18 protein-coding genes are annotated in these 16,686 nt (G+C 47.9%); 4 read left to right on the forward strand and 14 right to left on the reverse strand.

Going from position 1 to position 16,686, the window contains the following annotated elements:
• Nucleotides 1-289: 289 nt before the first annotated feature.
• From ACR65H_RS01040 to ACR65H_RS01055, 4 genes are all read right to left on the reverse strand, one after another.
• Nucleotides 290-1,423 (reverse strand): polysaccharide deacetylase family protein, encoded by a 1,134-nt coding sequence (locus ACR65H_RS01040; protein WP_440498200.1) that lies wholly within the window; start codon nt 1,421-1,423, stop codon nt 290-292.
• A gap of 310 nt (nt 1,424-1,733) precedes the next feature.
• Nucleotides 1,734-3,008: an HlyD family secretion protein gene (locus tag ACR65H_RS01045; RefSeq protein WP_440498201.1), complete on the reverse strand. Its 1,275-nt coding sequence runs from the start codon at nt 3,006-3,008 to the stop codon at nt 1,734-1,736.
• Nucleotides 3,009-3,695 carry a hypothetical protein gene (locus ACR65H_RS01050; RefSeq protein ID WP_440498202.1) on the reverse strand — a complete coding sequence of 229 codons (687 nt, stop codon included), beginning with the start codon at nt 3,693-3,695 and terminating at the stop codon, nt 3,009-3,011.
• Between the two features lie 532 nt (nt 3,696-4,227).
• Nucleotides 4,228-4,671 (reverse strand): transcriptional regulator, encoded by a 444-nt coding sequence (locus tag ACR65H_RS01055; RefSeq protein ID WP_440498203.1) that lies wholly within the window; start codon nt 4,669-4,671, stop codon nt 4,228-4,230.
• A gap of 195 nt (nt 4,672-4,866) precedes the next feature.
• Here ACR65H_RS01055 and ACR65H_RS01060 point away from each other — a divergent pair, with 195 nt between their 5' ends.
• Both ACR65H_RS01060 and ACR65H_RS01065 read left to right on the forward strand, forming a co-directional pair.
• Nucleotides 4,867-6,444 (forward strand): hypothetical protein, encoded by a 1,578-nt coding sequence (locus tag ACR65H_RS01060; protein WP_440498204.1) that lies wholly within the window; start codon nt 4,867-4,869, stop codon nt 6,442-6,444.
• Nucleotides 6,441-9,185: a DEAD/DEAH box helicase gene (locus ACR65H_RS01065; RefSeq protein ID WP_440498205.1), complete on the forward strand. Its 2,745-nt coding sequence runs from the start codon at nt 6,441-6,443 to the stop codon at nt 9,183-9,185. The genes ACR65H_RS01060 and ACR65H_RS01065 overlap by 4 nt, the downstream gene beginning before the upstream one ends.
• Before the next feature lie 37 nt (nt 9,186-9,222).
• On the opposite strand, the gene ACR65H_RS01070 is transcribed toward ACR65H_RS01065, so the two are convergent.
• Together ACR65H_RS01070 and ACR65H_RS01075 are read right to left on the reverse strand one after the other, a co-directional pair.
• On the reverse strand, nt 9,223-9,393 hold the full coding sequence (locus ACR65H_RS01070; RefSeq protein WP_440498206.1) for a hypothetical protein: 171 nt from the start codon (nt 9,391-9,393) through the stop codon (nt 9,223-9,225).
• A 284-nt stretch (nt 9,394-9,677) separates the two neighbouring features.
• The gene (locus ACR65H_RS01075; RefSeq protein WP_440498207.1) at nt 9,678-10,136 is read right to left on the reverse strand and encodes a single-stranded DNA-binding protein; all 459 of its coding nucleotides are present in this window, start codon (nt 10,134-10,136) and stop codon (nt 9,678-9,680) included.
• Between the two features lie 245 nt (nt 10,137-10,381).
• On the opposite strand from ACR65H_RS01075, the gene ACR65H_RS01080 reads away from it, so the two are divergent.
• Nucleotides 10,382-10,819 (forward strand): YwpF family protein, encoded by a 438-nt coding sequence (locus tag ACR65H_RS01080; RefSeq protein ID WP_440498208.1) that lies wholly within the window; start codon nt 10,382-10,384, stop codon nt 10,817-10,819.
• 64 nt (nt 10,820-10,883) lie between these two features.
• Here the strand turns inward: ACR65H_RS01080 and ACR65H_RS01085 are convergent, their stop codons facing one another.
• The 8 genes from ACR65H_RS01085 to ACR65H_RS01120 form a co-directional block, all read right to left on the reverse strand.
• Nucleotides 10,884-11,282, reverse strand: a complete 399-nt coding sequence (locus tag ACR65H_RS01085) for a hypothetical protein (RefSeq protein ID WP_440498209.1) — start codon at nt 11,280-11,282, stop codon at nt 10,884-10,886.
• 88 nt (nt 11,283-11,370) lie between these two features.
• A complete protein-coding gene (locus ACR65H_RS01090) occupies nt 11,371-11,763 on the reverse strand; it encodes a hypothetical protein (RefSeq protein WP_440498210.1) in 393 nt (130 codons plus the stop codon).
• Between the two features lie 103 nt (nt 11,764-11,866).
• The gene (gene fabZ / locus ACR65H_RS01095) at nt 11,867-12,304 is read right to left on the reverse strand and encodes a 3-hydroxyacyl-ACP dehydratase FabZ (protein ID WP_440498211.1); all 438 of its coding nucleotides are present in this window, start codon (nt 12,302-12,304) and stop codon (nt 11,867-11,869) included.
• Nucleotides 12,305-12,367: 63 nt separating this feature from the next.
• Nucleotides 12,368-12,703: a DNA-directed RNA polymerase subunit beta gene (locus tag ACR65H_RS01100; protein ID WP_440498212.1), complete on the reverse strand. Its 336-nt coding sequence runs from the start codon at nt 12,701-12,703 to the stop codon at nt 12,368-12,370.
• 22 nt (nt 12,704-12,725) lie between these two features.
• A complete protein-coding gene (locus ACR65H_RS01105; RefSeq protein WP_440498213.1) occupies nt 12,726-13,562 on the reverse strand; it encodes a flagellar hook-basal body protein in 837 nt (278 codons plus the stop codon).
• A 25-nt stretch (nt 13,563-13,587) separates the two neighbouring features.
• Complete coding sequence (locus ACR65H_RS01110) at nt 13,588-14,427, reverse strand: flagellar hook-basal body protein (RefSeq protein WP_440498214.1); 840 nt, start codon at nt 14,425-14,427, stop codon at nt 13,588-13,590.
• 89 nt (nt 14,428-14,516) lie between these two features.
• Entirely contained in the window at nt 14,517-15,509 is a 993-nt protein-coding gene (locus ACR65H_RS01115; RefSeq protein ID WP_440498215.1) for a rod shape-determining protein, read from the reverse strand.
• Nucleotides 15,510-15,875: 366 nt separating this feature from the next.
• Nucleotides 15,876-16,145: a sporulation transcriptional regulator SpoIIID gene (locus tag ACR65H_RS01120; protein ID WP_440498216.1), complete on the reverse strand. Its 270-nt coding sequence runs from the start codon at nt 16,143-16,145 to the stop codon at nt 15,876-15,878.
• 123 nt (nt 16,146-16,268) lie between these two features.
• On the opposite strand from ACR65H_RS01120, the gene ACR65H_RS01125 reads away from it, so the two are divergent.
• The coding region (locus tag ACR65H_RS01125) for a hypothetical protein (protein WP_440498217.1) at nt 16,269-16,686 on the forward strand (418 nt) is incomplete at its 3' end.

Genomic DNA, 16,686 nt, shown 5'->3' on the forward strand with positions numbered 1-16,686 from the left:
GTTCAAAGGATATGGATGTTTCTGGATGCAGGTAGTACAGAAGATTTATGGGTAATGCTGGAAGAGTGAGTATTTGGCTAAGTTGCTTGTTTAGGAGTTTCGATACGTGTTTTTAACAGCTTGTTGGTGAAGTTTTGGATAGTGCGATTCATTTGGCGTTACGGGATGGCGAGTTATGCTGGAATTTCTGGATTTATGCGTTTTTGAAGGGATTTATGCGTATTTGTAGCGGATTATAAATTTTTCGCTATGTTTACTAGGTAAACATACAGTGATGGTTGGTTTTGATTTATAGATGTGGATCGCGGAGGAAGTTCTGGATGATGTGGTTGTCGGGTTCGTATGACTTGAAGCTGTAGCCTTCTTTCTGAAGCCAATCGATAATTCTTGGTAGGGCGATTGTTGTTTGGCTGCGGTCATGCAGGAGGACGATGATTTCCTTGTCGCCTGATTTCGCCGCTTTCGTGACGCCTTCTTGAACGTTTTTTACAATTTGGTCTGATTGTTCGTTTGTGTATCGCCAGTCGTTGGAGTCGACGTCCCAATCCCACATTTTAAGTCCGCGGTCCACGAGGCTTTTTTGCATGCTTGGCGTGACGAGCGGTTTGCTTCCATACGGAACGCGTACGAGATTGGAAGTCTTTCCTGTCAGTTGTTCAACGAGTTCCACGCCACCCATCATTTCTGCAATGAATGATTCGGTCGATCCGTAGACGTACGCCTTGTTGTGGGTCATGCTATGTGAACCGACGTAATGGCCGCTTTCCGAAACGGTTTTGACGATTGATTCGTTCTGTTTCATTTGATTGCCTAAGAAGAAAAAGGTGGCAGGCACTTTGTATTTTTCCAGCGTTGTGTTATTGATCAACGTATATTGATTCGGTCCGTCGTCGAACGTCAAGTAGACGTTCGCTTTTTTTGTCGTCGACACTGGCTGTTGTTCCACTGAATATGCTTTGATTACTTTCTCAAACTCTTTATGGCTCATATGGTTGAACTCTTCGCGGTAGATGCGAATTGTATGATGCTCTTGAAAATATTCAATTTGGAACCCGGTTTCGCGAGCGATATATTTAACGCTAATGTAGAGCTGACCGTTAATGGAGGCGAGAGGCTGCCACGGCTGATCCACACCGTCCAATGTCGTCGCTCCAGTTGAATGGTTGTACGTAATTTCTTTCCCGCGCTTGCGGATCGTCGTCTCCCCATCTTTCACTTCGATCGGCAAGTACAGATATTTCGCGATGTCTTTAAGCGGTACTTTCGTGTCGCCGTCAACGACACGGATATCCTCAATTGGCAAAATACGATCGTGGAGTCCGACATACCGTTTTCCTTTTTCGCTTGCGGCTTCGACGTTCCCCATTCCTGTGAATAAAATAATAATAATTGCGATGCACAATGCCCAAGTCCATTTCTTCATTCGCTCTCCCCCGTCTCCTTTCGAAATGATCCGATTTCTTCACTATATTGAAAGAGGGACAGGTCTAGAAGTGGAATTTGCAAGGGTGCGCGGGAATATGTAATTTACCGTCGCGTCAAGTGTGTTTGGCAAACTGATGGAACCGCCTGATATAGATGTTGTACCGCCTGATATACGTACTGGACCGCCCGATGAACCATACGAAACGCCTAATATACGTACTGGACCGCCTGATGATCCATATGAAACGCCTGAAAACTACCACTGTAAACAGCAAAAAACCGCCACGCAGGCGGTTTTTTGTTCGTCATTATTCTACAAAGCCGTATTTCACGTAATTTTTCCAACCGAATGCTCTCCAGTCGCTTCTCGATGGGAATTCGAGCGGGAATGGAAGAAAAACGTTCGATTGGACATTGTATTCGTCGATGTGGCTACTATGAATTGCGACGTCACCGGTAGTGAGACCTTCTGTCACGACAGCGCGATTGTTTGTAATGAAAGGAACAGTGACAGCCGTTTTTGCGGTGCGACCTTGTTCGTCAAGCTTCCACGCAATGGCGCTATCTTTCACGTACGTATCAAGCCAGTCAAGTTTTACTGCGACGGCGTCCGCTTCATTCACGATGATTGTCGCGTTCACATTCGCACCGAATGGCAAGTTAACTAGCTCTTCAGCAGGCATAATGGTGAGCTCATACAGGTCGAGCGGGTTTTCCCGTTCTTTCGGATCGAGCTTATCGTACGCTTCTTGCCATCTACTATCGGTTGCCGGCACTTCTGATATGGAATGGACCGTGCCTTCGATGATGGTGTCCAAATAATTTTGCTGGATATAGACCGGATCGCCTGCTTCGACTTTCTGCCATTCGTCGAGTTGGACGTATGTCGTGACAAGTTTCGTTTCGCTATAAATATCGGCCGCGAGCGTGAAGCCGTGCTTGTCCACTTTTGAAACGGTCCCATCGACGGGGCTGATGAGTGCCGGACGGGTCGCGTCTTGGTTAAGCTGGGTTTGAACGACTGCAAGTTTCCGATCGATTTCCGACAGTTCGCGTTCAGCTTCGGAAATTGCTTGGGCGAAGGCGCCGTCTTGGTGGACATCGACTTGGACGTCGACATTCAATTCGACGTCGGAGTCTCCGGGCGTTTCGGTCGTATTGACGTGAGACGAGTTATTTTTGGCGCTTCTCCGATCTGATTCGAGGGAGTCAATCGTTGATTCGATTGCACTCCGTTGTTCAAGGAGACCTTCCTCTTCCGCCTCCCATGCTGCGAGTTGGCTCTCTGCGCGTTCGGTCTGCAGCAACGCGATTTCATCTCCGACCTGAACTGGATCTCCTTCTTTGACGAGCCATGTATCGATGACTTCATCGTCGCCGACATAGACGGTATAAATGTCTTCCGGTGTTATGAGACCCTCTTTCATTACTTCCTCTTCATAATGTCCAGGAGTCATGCGCTCGTGGTGCTGGACATACAATGTTTTTGGGACGGTGCTTTTCTTTGAGAATAGCAGATGGACGTTGACGGCGATGAACAGGCTGACGATGACGGCGACGGTGATGCTTAATCTTTTATTCATCTAGAAGCCACCTCCGAAAAGTGAATTGAGGATGGAATCGAATGGAATGAATGCGACAGCGGCCGTAATGAGGGCCATTGCGACATGCAGGCCGATCAAAATCCATAGTTGCTCCTTCCATCTTCCGTCAACGAGAAAGCCACGGATGAACCGGTATTGCAAAGTTATGATCAGCGCACTTGTAATTGTCAATTGGTTCATGAAAAGGATCAAATACCAATTTTCCATGACCGTGACGGCGAGCGGGCCGAATGATAGGAATGAAAGGCCGACGGTAACACCTTTCAATGCAAAGACGATGAATAGGACCGCTTTTTCCATGAGCAAGACGCCTGTGACGAGCACTTGCAGCGGGACCAGCTTCTGGTATGGGATTTTCGTCAAAGTCGATAGAATCAAGGAGACTCCGAAACTATGAAATGCTATGTATAGGATTGACCATATAAACGTGCCTGCAAGTGAAGCGTATCTTGCGATTATGTAGTCCGTCGTTGTCATTGTCGTCATCAATGACGTAAGTGCTTCCGTGCCCATGCCCCAAATTTCCCGGATTGCAAAAAGTATGATGCCGGCTAGAAAAACGATGAACAGCCGTTTGTTGAAGTGCCGCATCGTTCCGGTTTGCAGCTGGGACGCAAGCTCATAGGGCCTCGTCAAAAAGTGCCAAAATCGGTAGTCGAAAAACAAGCGCGACCATCCTTTCTGCAAATATATTTTGATGCTGTATACATAACTGTATCAAATCTCGTGAAATTTTCAATTTTAAGTAGACATATTATGTATGATTTTTGTAGATTTTGGCCAGTCTAGTTAGAAATTCATTCCCCCCAACGCCTCATTTCCCGGGAAATCGACAAAGGAGCGGATTTTGATGGATCAAGACGATAAACACCGATTTACTGTGCAGGATTTTTTATTCGGTTTGACAGGTTCTACTGTTTTCGTCATTGCGTTGCACTTCTTTACGAATTGAATGAACGATTGAATGAGCCTTTGTCACATTAATTGAGCCCTTGTGCGATTAATGGAGCCCTTGTCAAATTAAATGAGCCTTTGCGCGATTAATTGAGCCTTTTCACGATTAAATGAGCCTTTGTGTATTCCAAGTTAGCAAGCAAACCTTCTATACCCTATCAATCTCTTAGGTCAAACCCCAAAATTAAAAACACTTATCGTTTGTCTGGACGATAAGTGTTTTTTCATGAGTTGTTTTTCAATGTTATTGCAGTCCTTCCGTCAGTTGAGTGAATAAGGAGCGGTTGTTTGTTTCGAGTGCGTAGTCGATCATACGTGTGCGGTTTTCGGATTCGATTTCTTTCATCAGCTCCTCTGCTTCTTTAATGACGACTTCAGGTATTTCGAGTTGCAAATTCAATGTCCCTTCGAGAATGGACGATAGATGCAGGTGAAGATCCGAGATGAGAAGGAGCTGGTAGAGCGGCAGGCGGATGAATCGGCTGCCCCGTTGGAAGACGAACACTTCGCCAAGATTTTCAACTTGCAGGCTCTTCACATTGACGACGATCTCTTTTCCTTCAGAGGGGACAAATTGGTATACTTCACCGCCTTTTAGTATCGAGAAATATTGATAGGCGAACACGAGACGTAGACGGAAATCCTCTTGGCTAGTGAAAAAAGGCGTCATACGCTGAACTGATAGCATTTTTATCCCTCCATCATTGAATATTCCGATTATTATTATTCTATCATAGTTCACAATGTTTTGTGAATGATTTGTTTTCTATACTATTCAACGCCCTTTCAATTGATGATTCTTCTTGTTTCGAATGATATCATTTACGATTATGGCGCAGAAGCCTTATAATAAAGGGAATGCTTTATTTTAGGGAGTGAGCCGATGCACATGTCAATGGAACGATTTTCGTATTTGCATGAGCGTGAAATAGATGAATGGATGGATCGGATCAAGCATGCGTTCCGGCCAGATGTACAGGAAGAGTCCGAGCAGATCCGGAAGGCGGTTTCGTTAGTCCGAAAAGATGCGTTTCTTGACTTCCGTTTTTTGCAAGGCGTGAATACCGTTATTGCGACATTGGCTGATGGAGGAGAGCAGACAGTGAAGCTTGCCCCTTCTGTATCATTCAAGGAATGTACATGCAGCAGTGACGATTGGTGCGTTCATAAGATTGCGACCGTCTTCCGACTCTATTCACAGTTTCATTCATTGACGGAATGGCTGCATGATTGGCAACGGCGAGAGACGGAACAGATGGCGCTGTCCGTTTCGGAACGGACGCCCGAAGCTTGGAATGACGTATTGTACAGGCTGACGAAGCCGCTTCGGCAAATAGGGCCCGGGGACAATCCGAATGTTTTCATCCATGAAAGCTCGTTGATGGACCAAAAAGTGATTCCGCTATCCCCTTTTGAATGGGAGTGGAAGCCGCTATTCGAATTGTTTTACCGGCTGCATCTTTTGGAAGCGGGCTGGTCGTTTGCGCGCGAGCATCTCGAGGAAGCAAATCATTTCACGTACCGCCAATGGCAAGTGAAAATGTGGCTCAATGAACAGATTGAGAAGTTGCGCGATATCGGAAAGTCGCTCGTCAAGAAGCCGAGGCTATTCGAGACGGACGCGTTTTACACGGCGCTTAAAACACAAGTCCGCAAATTCGCTTTACGCAATGAAGGGCTTTTTGAAGTCCGTCTTCAAATATATGCGATCATGTGGGAGTTCCTGTACAAAGACCAAGCTTCACAGGAGAAAGAGCTTGCCAATCTTCTTGATGATGATTCGGTCGATGCATCCTTTTTCGCCGCTTATTTCAATTTGACGAAAGGCGATGAGGAATCGTTAGCGAAAATTGCGGAACGCGCAGGCGGAGAACTTGTCGGACACTGGCTCCCTTTGGCAGACCTTGCTGCTGAGATGGAGGACGCCGGTTCCCTTTCCGTCATTATGGATACAATCTATCCGCATATCGGCGCGTTTTTTGAACGTATGACGCTTTCGACGGACCGGTATCATTTCATCCGGAAAATCGATGGATTGCTTGAAGAGGCGGACTTTCCGGAAATGCGGCGTGAAGAGCTTTTCATGATCTACGGGGAAGACGGTGTCAGTGCATTCGGCGATTTTCTCATCGAGCGTGAACGTTTTGCCGAATGGGCGGCGCTTATGCACCGGTTCAATATTCCGTATGACGGGATTGAACCGGATACGTTGAAGTTCGTCCTTGCGAATGACCCGGCTTCCGTCATGCCGTTGCTTCATACGTACGCGATGCGGTTCATCCAGGAGAAGAACCGGCATAGTTACCGACGTGCCGTCCGTTTGTTCAAAAATATGAAGGCAGGCGCGAAAAAGAGCGGCAAGGCGGATTTCTGGAACCGGTACATTGACACAGTGCGCGATCAGTATAGACGGCTGCGCGCCTTGTCGGAAGAAATGGAAAAGGGGAATTTGAATTTATGACAAAAATGGATACGTTGAATCTCCTTTTCCGATTATCGATCGACCGGGACGAAGGAGGGCGGTATACGGTTACCGCGACAGATTCTTCCGGGCGAGCGGTTCTTCCGGACAGGCTCTCTTCATTCTTGTTTTTCAATAATGAGCAGGCTTTGTACGGTTTGTTGCCGGTTACGGATGAAAAGGCCGTCCATTTGAATACGAATGAGTTTCTCCACGTGTTTGCAGGCAAGACGCATCCTTTCGCAACGTTTTCGGGACAGTCGACGAATGACGAGGCCCATTTATCAGCGTTGCGGGAAGCTGCGCGTTTATGGAGCGAACCAGATTTCTGGCAGCATGCGGAGCTGGACGCAGGGATGATTCGATTCGATGAGGAGAAAATCGGGATTTCTGCCCTTTCTTCGATGATTTTGCATGATGCGATTCGCGAAAAAATTGAAGCTTCGGCGATGCAGCTCGATCAGTTGCCGGCGTTGCTTCCGCATTTGCGGAAGTTCGGGTGGCCGGGTGATTCGGTTTCGACGATGCCTGTCCGGGTCGCTTTCCGTCTGACGGAGCCTGATGACGAGGCCGATACGGAGTGGCTGCTGGAGACTGTCGTCGTCAGTGAACGCGGGACGCATTGGACGCCTGCTGCCCGGAAGTTGAATGCGGAAATCGGTGATGCGCTTCCTGCGAAATGGAAAGAGTATGCTGATGAAATCCGGGAGAAGCAGTCCGAGATGGCTTCTTTCCTCCGTTCGGTCGAGGCTGAGCCTGGCAACCGGTTTTTGTCGATGTCGATGACGGATCCAGAAGTGCGGATGTTCATTCAGGAAGATCTGCCCGTGTTCCAGTCGTTCGGTTTTCCCGTTATTTTGCCGGCATGGCTGAAGTCGGTAACGGAGTCGAGGATGCGCGTCCGGACGAGTGCGAGTGTGCAGTCATATCGTTCTGCGGCAGGGCTCGATCAGGTCCTTTCGTTCGATTGGAATTTTTCGCTGGCCGGTAGTGAGATCGATCAGGATACGTTCAGGAAGCTCGTCGATGAGAATCGTGAGTTCATCCGCTCCGGCGATGAGTGGTTCCATATCGACCCGCTCTGGCTGAAGCGTATCCGCGAGCTGATGGAGCAGGCGGATGCGGGCGAGTGGACGGTGAAGGATTTGCTGTTCCAAGAGATGCCTGAAGAAATCATCCCGATTGAGGAGGATGATGGTTCTGATGATCCGCTACTTGCGTTTTCGATGCAGCAGTCGTTGCGCGATTATGTCGAGATGGTTTCGAATAAACAAGGTCTGCCGGATGCAGGAATTCCTGTTGGATTGAAGGCGGAGCTCCGTCCGTATCAGATTGACGGGTATAATTGGCTCGTCTTTATGCGCGAGCATCACTTCGGCGCTGTTTTGGCGGATGATATGGGGCTCGGAAAGACAGTGCAGCTCATTTCGTATTTATTGAATGTGCACGCGCGCCCTGAAACGGATTCCCCTTCGCTCATCATTTGCCCGACGAGCGTGCTCGGCAACTGGCAGAAGGAGCTTGAGCGGTTTGCGCCGTCGCTTATTGTGCATACGCATTACGGTCCAGCGCGTGCTCGCGTGGAAGAATTCGACGAGCTTTTGGAAACCCAAAAGCCGGATGTCATTTTGACGACGTACGGAACTGCGACGCAGGATGACGAAACGCTAAGCCGAACTGTGTTCGCGAGCATTACGCTCGATGAGGCGCAAAATATAAAGAACATGCAGACGAAGCAGTCCCGGGCGATCCGTAAATTGCACGGCGACCATCAGATCGCGTTGACGGGGACGCCGATTGAAAACCGGTTGTCCGAGCTATGGGCAATTTTCGATTTCATCCATAAAGGGTATTTCGGAAGCTTCCGGACGTTCACTGAGCAGTTTATTGTACCGATCGAACGCGATGATTCGGAGCTTGAGAAGCGCAAATTGCGGGCGAAAATCCGTCCGTTCTTGCTGCGCCGGACGAAGAACGATCCCGATTTGCAGCTGAATTTGCCGAAGAAGCTCGAACAGAACGAGTATTGTCCGTTGACGACGGAACAGGCTGCGCTCTATGAGAGTTTCATTGAGGATACAAAGTTCAAGCTGGAGACGTTGACCGGCTTTGAGCGGAAAGGTCTCATTTTGAAGATGTTGAGCCGCTTGAAGCAGCTTTGCAATCATCCGTCACTGTTTTTGAAAGAACCTCATGCGCCTGCCGATCAGATGCTGGAGCGTTCTGTAAAGTTAAACCGAATTGTTTCAATGGCGGCGGATATCGCGTCGAATGGCGAACAATGTTTGATTTTCACGCAGTACATCGGAATGGGACAATTGATCCGTCAATGTTTGAGCGAGTTGTACGATATCGATGTGCCGTTCCTGTCCGGCAGTATGCCGAAGGGGCAGCGCGATCATCTAGTTGAGGCATTCCAGGCTGGTGAATTCCCGATCTTCATCCTGTCGTTGAAAGCTGGCGGCACAGGGTTGAATTTGACGGCGGCGAATCATGTTCTGCATGCGGATCGCTGGTGGAATCCGGCAGTTGAGAATCAGGCGACGGACCGGGCATACCGGATCGGACAGACGAAGTTCGTCCATGTCCATAAGTTCGTGACCGTCGGGACGATTGAAGAGAAAATTGATAAGATGCTTGTCGAGAAGGCAGCTCTTTCCGCAGATTTGATCCAGTCGAGTCAATGGCTGACGGAGTTGTCCGACACGGAATTGGATGACCTTCTTTCATTTGAAAGATAATTGAGCGACCTCGGTTCTATTTGGAACCGGGGTTTTTTCACGCCCGATGAACGGGGCGGCGCATATGTATAGGGATGACTTTTCTTGCGCGTTCTTTTTCCTCTAACTCTTTGATCCGCTCATTCATGCTGGCTATGATGCGGATCAGTTGTCCGACTTGCAGTTCCATGCGGATAAGCTGTTGTTCACATTGTTCGTATTGTTCCATTTGCAACTCCCTCCTTTACATTTTTGCGGCGGGAGCGGCCCCCGCCGCATTATGTCGGCCAAGATCATGAGGCCTACGCAGCAAAAGCATTGCCTAATTGGCAGATGGCAATGCTTCCCCTGGGGATATGGAAGGACCCCCACCCTTCCATATCCGAATCACCTTTTACATTTTCTTTATTCGTAGATATTTTTTCATTCCACTATTCAGTTTAGTATGCCTGTATCTTTCTAGCGGTCCTCCTTTATGCGTTCTTTCCCTGCCCCCTATGTATCATCCTTGCGTTAATAGATAGGCAGTCCCTCTTTCTCGTCTTGCGGCAAATGGAAGTTCGAGCTGACTCTCTCCTGTTCTGCTTTTCTCTCATCGCCGCCGCTCTGTTGCACATTGCTTTCAGGCTCTCCGTACAAGTTGTCGTTCTCTCTCCGTTTCGTCGCGAGAAAACGGATTTCCTCACCGATCACTTCGGTGACGAATACGCGGCTTCTGTCTTCCCTTTCGTACGTTCTTGATTGAATCCGCCCTCCGACACCGATTAAGGACCCTTTTCCGCAATGCTTCGCCGTGTTTTCCGCAACCTTGCCCCAAGCTGTGCAAAGTATGAAGTCGGCGTCCACTTCGCCATTTTGGTTTTTGAATTTGCGGTTCACAGCAAGGATGAAGCTCGTCTGCAGCCTACCTTCCGATAATCTTCTTAAAATCGGATCCTTCGTGACGCGCCCTACGAGTGCAACTTGGTTCACTGTTTTCCCTCCTTTCTTCTTGTGATGCCTTCATTTTAAGACGGATTGAAAATTGGCGCAAATCGGTAAAATTAATTTTTGATAGGATAATGTCATTGAGCTTTTAGCTTTGAAATAAAGAAAGGTGCATACTAATGGGGGTTGGGAAGTTTTCATTTATTCGAGATAATTCGAGCTTGGCTGTTTCTGAAGTTTTTTTCCGGCATATGGTATACTTGATGCAAAAAGTGAGCGGGGTGGCGCATATGAAGACGTTTAAAATGATTTCGGTCGGTATTTTAATAGATGATAAAATCCAGGACTTTCCGCTAGTTGACGGCATTATTATTAATCAAGAGAATAGTCATCGGATGTGGATTCTCGAGCTTTTCATTGATCAGGAACACCAGCAGCTGTTCGATGGCTGGAAGGAATCGGGTGAATTATTGGAAGCGCGCGTCGTCATTTCGTATCCGGAAAACGAGCCTGCGGGATTCCGAGTGGCGGTCGATGCTGTGGAGCAGATCGGGGATCATATTTCGGTATTGTTGAAGGGGCGCTTGAAGCGCGCCCGGACGCAGTATGCGGAGCATTTATTGGAGGAATTGATTACCGAAGGGTTAGGTGGCGAGGAGCTGTTGAAGCGTTTTGAGTCGGATATGCGCGAGCGTCCACGGTTGAAGAAAGATCGCGAGGAAGTTTGAGAGTAAATCCCATAAAAATATTTAAAAAAACCGCCGGGGGAGGCGGTTTTCTTTCGGCTTGCGGTTAGCGGTTGTTGTTATTGTTCTTGTTGCGGTTACGATTGGTGTCGGTGTTAGGAGTTGTTGTATTGTCATCTGTTATGATGTCATTGTTCGGTGATGTTGTATTGTCACCGTTCATGTCTCCAGTGTTACGGTCTCTGTCATTGATGATTCCATTATTGCGGTTATCATCATTAATGATTCCGTTGTTCACACCGTTGTTATTCCCATCGAGTCCGTTATCGATGCCATCCATGTCCGGTCCTGCGCCATTGTTGACTCGTGGAGTCGTGTCACGCAGTCCGTTATCCAAGCTTTCCATCGGCGTTTCGTTGTTTTTCGGGACGTTGTCGTTGTTGTTGGCGCACGCCGTTAGAGCAAGCCCGGAAACAAGTACGAACGGTATCGCTTTTTTGAACATGAAAATTCCCTCCTTTCCACAAGCCTCTATCATACAAATCGTATGATACTTGTAGGTTGGCTAAAAAGGAGGGAACTATCCATACTTTTTATTGTTCTTTTTCGAGTCGATCTTTGAGGACTGTTTCGACAAAAACCGCTTCGGCTTTGCAGTCGTATGTCAAATGCGTGTCCAGTTTTTCTTGCATGAGCTGGATGTTCGCGATTTGCTCGTCAGAAGGCGGCTCGCTGATGATGCGCTGGATGACTTCATTGATTCGCTGGGCGAGGTCTTCGTGGAATTGCGGGTCACTTTTCATGTCGTCCGGAATCCGCTCATACCAAAGCGCTTTCGTCGTGATGTATTCGCGCCATAAATCGATGAAGTCTTCGATGTCGTACAGCTCTTCGTCCCAAGCGATATTCGTCATATATTGTTCGAACGTTTGGGTAATGGAGCGCGTGATGCTGCTCTTTATATTTGGAGAAAGATCATTGTACATAATTGGTTGGTACCTCCCACTCTAAACGTGCATGTGTTAGGCAAGCAAGTAAACACACTGCACTTTCCATTGTAGCTGACATTTTGCACGTGCGCAAATTAATTTAGGCTTTTGCTACCGGTCCTAGTGCGAAAGTGATTTCCGTTTCACAAGCGATTTCGCCGTCAACAGTCGCAACCGCTTTCCCTTTTCCGATAGAACCGCGCATTCTAGTAATTTCAACTTCCAATCTCAACTGGTCCCCAGGAACTACTTGACGCTTGAATCGGCAATTGTCGATGCCTGCAAAAAATGCAAGGCGCCCCCGGTTTTCCTCTTTTTGAAGGATGGCAACAGCGCCGACTTGGGCAAGTGCTTCAACGATCAACACGCCGGGCATTACAGGGTAGCCCGGAAAATGTCCGTTAAAAAAGTCTTCGTTGATCGTGACATTTTTTAAACCGACGACCCGTTTTCCCTCTTCGATTTCTGTAATTCTATCGACTAAAAGAAAGGGATAGCGATGGGGAATGATTTCTTGAATCTGTTCTGCGTTTAGCATTTCCTTTATCCTCCCTGTAATGTATGTATTTTTTCATGAAAATAAAAATGAATGAAAGAGCCGTTACGACTCTTTCCCATTTATGATATCGAGTATATGGGTCCATGTTTCTTTTTTGAGCACATCGGATGGCTCTCCGTCGCCGACATAGCCGTAACCGATCATAGCTCCAAGAACCGCTGCACCCGCAACCAACAGAAGGACGAGCAAGATCCGCAACCAGATCGGCAGCAGTCGGATTTGAACCCAAATGCGGCGCTTGTCGCTCGTTTCCTCTTTGACGGACTTCTGCTTCTTTTGTTGGTTTCGTGCCATGCGAGACGCGACAATTTGCCGCTCGGTCATGTCTTTTGGTTTCATATGGTCCCATTGAGGATGTTTCTGTTTTTCTTCTATCATATCGGATTCTCCCTAGCGCGGCTTATCGAATGTTATTGATCAAGCCTAACATTTGATCGGCAAGCGTGACCGTCCGCGCGTTGAATTGATAAGAACGCTGGACGTTGATCAGGTCTGTCATCTCTTTTTCGTAATTGACGTTGGACGCCTCTAGCTTTTGGTTTTCCATGCCGATTTGGTTTCGGTTCGCGCCATTCATTTCCGTCACGATGTCACCAACAGCGACGCCAAGTTCTGCCACGTTATTGGGCAAAGCAAGCAGAGTCTCGGAAATGCGACTCATGACGTTCGGACGTTCCAACGTAGTGACGCCCATTTCGATTCGTTGAACGTTTCCATCGTTTTGCGTCACTTCGAGGACACCGCCAGGAAGCATATTGTAATTTTTGACGTTATCGGCGAATGTGATTGGTTGACCCGCACTATTCGCGACCGGGTAGCCGTCACTGTTGACGAGCATCAAATTGCCGCCTTCAACAGGAGAAACGTAAAAATTCCCAGCACGCGTATAGACGGTTTGCTCCCCGTCTTCTCCGGGCATGATAATGTTGAAGTATTGCTTCGGTTCAGTCAACGCAAAATCGAGTTCGCGACCTGTCATTTGCAAAGAGCCGACCGTCCAGTTCATTTTCGCCGGGCCGAGCATTGCGCCTACGCCATACCGGATGCCTGCCGGAGATTGGCGCTGCGCCGTATCGGCTTTATCATTATTGAATTGCTGATAAAGCAGTTCATGAAAATTGGCTTCACTCGATTTATACCCGTTTGTCGCCGAATTTGCAAGGTTATTACCGATAATGTCGAATTGATTTTGCAATTGGTTCATCGTGTTAACTGCCGTGGTCATTGATCGTATCATTCGTTTCGGCCCCTTTCAAATCGCGTCATCCGTTGACACGTCCAATTTCGTTCACGGCTTTTTCCATACTCCGGTCATATGCTTGCAAGATTTTTTGGTTAGCTTCAAATGCACGGTAAGCGGCAAGCATATCTGTCATAGATTTTGCGGCATCCACGTTGGAGCCTTCCAAATAGCCTTGTTGGAATGAATAACCGACTCCCGCTGCGTTTTGTGCTTCAGGCAAGTTGCCATTCTCGCTTGCAAACAAGCCGTTCCCTTGCTTCAGGAGAGTTCCGGGCTGTTCCGCGAATGAAACACCGAGAGTTGCAACGGTTGCTCCTTCTTGCATAATGTCTCCAGTATCCGTAATGCTGAAATCGTCATTTTGCAATTGAATCCGCTGACCGTTCGTGTCAAGAACGTAATACCCCATCGGATTTGTCAAGTAGCCGGCCGCGTCGATTGTGAAATTCCCGTTTTTCGTGTAAAGCTCATTTCCGTTTTCGTTTTCGAGTCGGAAAAATACGGCTCCTTGCTCACCGGTTTCTTCGTTGGTCGGCAGGCTTCCGTCCAATAGCGCCACATCCGTCGTCATACCAGTTTCACGAAGGCTTCCTTGCGTGAAAAGCGGCATCGTCTCTTGCATGTAGACACCTGTCGAAAGTTCCCCAACAGGCGAAAGACCTTTCAGTAGAATGCCTTTTTCAGTAGGAATGCGTTGCGAGTTAAGGCTCGACATGAACATTTCAGGGAATGAACGGATGCTTGACTGTTCAGCTTTGAAGCCCGGTGTATTGGCGTTCGCAATATTGTTTGCTAGCATCTCCGTCCTGCGCTGCTGCGCAATCATGCCAGAGCCGACTGTGTAAAATCCACGGAACATGATGCCCGCCTCCTTTCATTTTTACGTTCTTCTATTATTTTCGGATGAAACCGTCATTTTTTTATTCAAACGGACATATTATTTTTTTATTAATAACGAGAAGCTTTGCTAATATTCTCGAGAAGGATTCCCGTCCCAATCGCTACACAGCTGAGTGGGTTGTCCGAAATGAATACCGGGACTTTCAATTCCTCAGCGAGCAACTGATCGATTCCGTGCAATAAAGCGCCGCCTCCCGTGAGGAAAACGCCTCTATCGATAATGTCCGCGGATAGTTCCGGTGGTGTTTTCTCTAATACGTTTTTCGCGGATTGGACGATCATGCCGACCGATTCGCTAAGTGCTTCCCGTACTTCTTCGGAATTGATCGTAATCGTGCGTGGAAGTCCGCTGACCATATCGCGGCCACGGATGTCCATCTGCTCTTTTCGGCTGCCCGGAAAGACAGTCGCGATCTCTTTCTTGATTGTTTCTGCTGTCCGTTCGCCGATGAGCAATTTATATTTTTTCTTGATTGATTGTATAATGTCATTGTCAAACATGTCGCCAGCTGCTTTGATCGATTCGGAAGTGACGATGTCCCCCATCGACAAAACTGCAACGTCCGTCGTCCCGCCACCGATATCGATGACCATGTTGCCGCTCGGCTGGAAAATGTCCATGCCCGCGCCAATTGCCGCGACTTTCGGTTCTTCTTCGAGAAACACTTTTTTGCCGCCAGATTTCTCCGCAGCATCTTGAATCGCTTTCTGCTCGACGTTCGTAATGTTCGTCGGACAGCAGACGAGGATCCGTGGTTTCGATAGGAATCCTTTGACATTCAATTTATTTATAAAATGACGCAGCATCATTTCTGTCACGTCAAAATCAGCGATAACGCCATCTTTCATCGGACGGATGGCAATGATATTGCCTGGCGTCCTTCCTACCATTTTACTCGCTTCTGTGCCAACCGCCAATACTTTGTTTGTATGTTTGTCGATTGCGACAACTGCTGGCTCGTCTAGTACGATGCCTTTCCCTTTTACGTGAATCAACACATTCGCAGTCCCAAGGTCGATCCCGATATCCTTAGCAAACATTAGTCCCGTTTCCCCTTCCAACTTCAGTTCGAGCATAGAATCTCCTAACTATAGATTGTACCATATTGCCTCTTTGATGAACACAAAATTTGACAGGTATTTTGCATTTTTTTATGCAGGATTCGAATTCTTGTCGAACGATGTCAATTGGATGATTTTTACATGGTATTTGTCGAAATTAGTATTTTAACAATCACTTTTATGTAGTTCTTTTTTATTCCAATCTAAAAGACATGTATATAATTATAAAACATTTAAGCTGTAATTATTCGGTTTTTTCCGGAAGCTCAACTGGTTTTTTTACATGCGAAAAGACAGGGTGTCCGCCTTCCTGCAAGGATGGTCGATTGGCCCCGTCTATTCCCGTCATGTGTTGCGGGCTTTCTTATTTTCATTCATCCATTTCATCCGTGTTGCTTCACCGCCTCTTAAATGTCTGACAGACTTATGATAGGCAAGTATTTTGGCGACTTCTTCAGACAACTCCACATCCACATTCGGCAGCCGCTCCGTCAAATCCTTATGGACCGTGCTTTTCGAATAGCCCGTCGATTTCGCCAGCGCCCGTACGGTAAGTCCTGTGTCCAGCAACATTTTGCCGAGGCGCACGCATCGCCTCCGAATTTGCTCGTGCACGCCCTCTTCCTTTCCTGTCAGCTCCGTTTCTTCCTTTATCCTATGCGGCGGAAGCGGCGGTTATGTCAAAGGGCGTTTGGAGTTGTAAGGTTATTCTTTTAAAGAGAGGGCTGAGGATTTTCTTTGGGCTTTGAAGGTGTTGCTTTGGGCGTGAGAACCTTCACTTTGGACGCGGGTGCCGTCGCTTTGGACGCGGGTGCCGTCGCTTTGGACGTGGGTGACAGCTCTTTGGACGTGGAACATCACACTTTGGACGCGGGGGACAGCTCTTTGGACGCGGAACATCACACTTTGGACGCGGGGGACAGCTCTTTGGACGCGGAACATCACACTTTGGACGCGGAACATCACACTTTGGACGCGGCAGACAGCTCTTTGGACGCGGAACATCACACTTTGGACGCGGCAGACAGCTCTTTGGACGCGGAACATCACACTTTGGACGCGGGGGCCGTCGCTTTGAGCGTGGAACATCACACTTTGGACGCGGGGGACAGCTCTTTGGACGCGGAACATCACACTTTGGACGCGGGGGACAGCT

The organism is Sporosarcina sp. SAFN-015 (assembly GCF_059415085.1).